Source organism: Haladaptatus sp., from assembly GCF_049589095.1.
In the GTDB taxonomy this organism is placed as follows: Archaea; Halobacteriota; Halobacteria; order Halobacteriales; family Haladaptataceae; genus Haladaptatus.
On sequence record NZ_JBAWAC010000626.1, the window covers coordinates 1 to 2,919 of the forward strand.

The 2,919-nt window shown below is 60.3% G+C and carries 5 protein-coding genes and 1 pseudogene; 2 read left to right on the top strand and 4 right to left on the bottom strand.

Translation table 11 applies throughout. The features are described 5' to 3' along the window. Positions 1–159 (bottom strand): annotated as a pseudogene (locus tag WBV42_RS19810) (PUA domain-containing protein); the annotation flags it as partial. 131 nt (positions 160–290) lie between these two features. Here WBV42_RS19810 and WBV42_RS19815 point away from each other — a divergent pair. Next, positions 291–467 (top strand): hypothetical protein, encoded by a 177-nt coding sequence (locus WBV42_RS19815; RefSeq protein ID WP_253226621.1) that lies wholly within the window; start codon positions 291–293, stop codon positions 465–467. Here the strand turns inward: WBV42_RS19815 and WBV42_RS19820 are convergent. From WBV42_RS19820 to WBV42_RS19830, 3 genes are all read right to left on the bottom strand, one after another. Continuing rightward, entirely contained in the window at positions 464–961 is a 498-nt protein-coding gene (locus tag WBV42_RS19820) for an NYN domain-containing protein (RefSeq protein ID WP_066144171.1), read from the bottom strand. The two genes, WBV42_RS19815 and WBV42_RS19820, sit on opposite strands and share 4 nt — an antisense overlap. A 49-nt stretch (positions 962–1,010) precedes the next feature. Beyond that, a complete protein-coding gene (locus WBV42_RS19825; protein WP_253226620.1) occupies positions 1,011–1,652 on the bottom strand; it encodes a metallophosphoesterase family protein in 642 nt (213 codons plus the stop codon). A 68-nt stretch (positions 1,653–1,720) separates the two neighbouring features. Then, positions 1,721–2,053 carry a hypothetical protein gene (locus tag WBV42_RS19830; protein WP_423987570.1) on the bottom strand — a complete coding sequence of 111 codons (333 nt, stop codon included), beginning with the start codon at positions 2,051–2,053 and terminating at the stop codon, positions 1,721–1,723. Between the two features lie 287 nt (positions 2,054–2,340). On the opposite strand from WBV42_RS19830, the gene dapA reads away from it, so the two are divergent. Continuing rightward, a partial coding sequence (gene dapA / locus WBV42_RS19835) for a 4-hydroxy-tetrahydrodipicolinate synthase (RefSeq protein WP_423987571.1) occupies positions 2,341–2,919 on the top strand: 579 nt, incomplete at its 3' end.

The window sequence follows — 2,919 nt, forward strand, 5'->3', positions numbered from 1 at the left end:
GGTGACGAGTCGGCGTCCGTCGGCGTGAACCTGTTGGGGTCGCCCGGACGACGAGTGGCGAACTTCGAGGTCCTCTTCCGGTGGGAACAACGCGGTACCGGCACCCGCGCCGAACTGATAGTCCGCCGTCGTGCGAAGTGCGGGTAAATCCTCTGTCATTGCGCCGGATTTCGTGCGAGGGGGTGAAAGCCCTTCGACACGCGGCCGCAACCTTTGTTATATGGTGACGAATACCACGCTAGCTATCGATTTGAGGACGATTTATTAGGTGTCAGTCCCAAAGCGGCAGTATGAACACGAAAGAAATGCTGGGAATCGCACTCCTCCTCATCGGGTGTGTCGTGATCTTCGGCGTCATTTCGATGATCGGCACCTTCGTCGGGAACGCGCTCGCGGCACTCGCCACGGTCGCACTCGCTGCCGGTGCGCTGCTGTACGGGACGGGCGAAGAAGGCCGTCCGGTCTAAAGCAGGAACGTCTCGGTTCGTTCGCTCAAGTCGATAAAGCTGTCAGCCGCCTCGATGAGTTCTTCGGCGGACGATTCTTGGAACCCCATCACTTCCACGCGCACTCCCTCGTGACGGAGGTGTGTGGCGAGCTGTGCGAAGTCGCCGTCGCCGGTACAGAGAACGACGGTATCCACTTTCGGGGCGAGCGTGATCGCATCGAGACAGATCCCGACGTCCCAGTCGGCTTTCTTCGACCCGTCGCCGAACGTCTTTATCGCCTTGATCTTCGCCTCGAACCCTATTTCGGTGAGTGCGTCGAAAAAGCGATCCTCGTCCGGGCTATCGGCCTGAATGACGTAAGCGATGGCACGCGTTAGCTCCCGTTCCTGTGTCGCTTTCGAGAGGAGAGAGGAGTAATCTATATTTCGGCTGTAAACGCTTTGAGCAGTGTGATAGAGGTTTTGCGCGTCAGCTAACACCGTGACGCGCTGAGAGGGATGTATCTCCGTCATACGTTAGTGTGATAACTACTGGCATAAAGAAGTTGCTTGTCCGATACTGTCACGATGTCGGTGTCTTGTGCCACGTAAGCGTCATCGAATCCGGGTCCAACATGTAATACCGTTCCCACGTCGGCGCGACGCTGACCACCCGTGTATCGCCGATCGTCGTCTCCGCGTGTTGGTGGTGATGCCCGATGAGACAGAGGTCGGGCGACAGCGCCTCCAGCAGATCGTCGATGTGCGAGCAGCCGACGTCGTAATCCTCGGCGACCGGCAGACCGTGTGGTGCCTCGTGGGTCATCAGTACGTCCACGGAGCCGAGTTCCATCGCTTGCTCTACGTCCTCGTACGTGAAGTGGCGACGGCGTTCGCCGACGAGGTTCGCACGTGGGCGGTCGTACTGTGTCGGCGCGAAGTTACCCGACAGCCCGGCGATTCGGAGGCCATCGAGTTCGACGGCGGTGCTGGCGAGGAGATGTGCGTTTCTCACGCGTGAGTTGGAGACCAATCCGTTTCGCAGTGCTTCGATGACGTCGAAATCCTCGTTGTTGCCGCCGATGAACCACGTCGGTGCGGGCAGATCGTAGAACATCAGGTCACCTAACTGCAGAGTTACGTCTGGGTCTGCCTCGCGGTAGGCCGCAAAGAGCGCGCGACGGTGGGCGTGTTCGTCGGCGTGAGCGTCTCCGAGGACGAGCATCTCCGAAAAATATGTACGGAGGTGTGATAAGACCGACGGATCGTATTCTCACGACGTAGCAGTTCGTGTCATCCGGTTGCGACGAGCGTGATGGCCGCAAAGACGACGAGTCCGACACCGTAGAAGAGGAGTTTGATGTCGTTCGCCAACGCCGTCGGTCGGTCATCCGCAGGGTCTGCGATGGTACTTTGGAGACCGATCGACTGTGCGTTCGTCACCGCCGTTCCCATCCGGATCTTTTTGGTGCCGCTTAGTGCGAACACCAAGCTGGCAAGTCCGAGTCCGAACAGGCCGATGAGAACGATCGGCGACCGCGTGAGGGCGAACACGACCACGACCGTCAGTCCAGCATAGACGAGCGTGTAGCGCAGGCCACAACGCCGCACGAGCGACCAGTTCATACCCGACCAATGATGTCAGTATATATAATAATTCGTCCGCGGTGAACTCCCTCCCTACTCGGATTCGCAGACTCTGCCGTCGGCGCAAGGCATAAGTTCTCACGCCACACCCAATTGGATATGCCACATGCTGGTGCGCTCACTACGTTCGTTTACGAGCGGATGAGCACCGGCGTCGTCGGAAAACGCACAAAACGCGCGGCATGAGGTTCGTGGCGGGCGTGGCACCCTCGTTTCGAGCCATCCTCGTTTTGCACCGCGCGCTAACCGATTTCCGACACACACCGATGACAGACACAGACACACCGTTTCGCGGGGTCTATCCCGCGATGACAACGCCCTTCGAGGGCGAAAGCATAGATCACGAACTCCTCTACAACGACGCCCAGCGCCTCGAACGCGCCGGGGTTGACGGCCTCGTTCCGGTCGGTTCGACCGGCGAGAGCGCGACCCTGAGCCACGACGAACACGTCGAGGTCGTGGAGACCGTCGTGGACGCCGTCGACATCCCCGTCATCGCTGGCGCGGGGAGCAACGCGACGCACGAAGCCCTCGAACTGGCGGGGCGCTCCGCGGACGCCGGGGCGGACGGACTCCTTCTCATCTCGCCGTACTACAACAAGCCCGAACCGACGGGGATGGAAGCGCACTACCGAACGATCGCGGACGAGGTCGACCTCCCGCAGATCGTCTACAACGTCCCGTCCCGAACCGGACGCAACATCGCGGTCGAGACGACCGTTTCGCTGGCCGAACACGAGAACATCGTGGGGTACAAAGCCGCGAGCGGCGACCTCGGCCAGATCAGCGAAATCATCGAACGAACTCAGGACGAGGCGTTCGCGGTCCTCTCCGGCGACGACGCC

What these genes read in the sequence shown, in the direction of transcription:
- WBV42_RS19820 (WP_066144171.1), bottom strand. Translation starts at nt 961, where the DNA reads ATGACGGAGATACATCCCTCTCAGCGCGTCACGGTGTTAGCTGACGCG.
- WBV42_RS19815 (WP_253226621.1), top strand. Translation starts at nt 291, where the DNA reads ATGAACACGAAAGAAATGCTGGGAATCGCACTCCTCCTCATCGGGTGT.
- WBV42_RS19825 (WP_253226620.1), bottom strand. Translation starts at nt 1,652, where the DNA reads ATGCTCGTCCTCGGAGACGCTCACGCCGACGAACACGCCCACCGTCGC.
- WBV42_RS19830 (WP_423987570.1), bottom strand. Translation starts at nt 2,053, where the DNA reads ATGAACTGGTCGCTCGTGCGGCGTTGTGGCCTGCGCTACACGCTCGTC.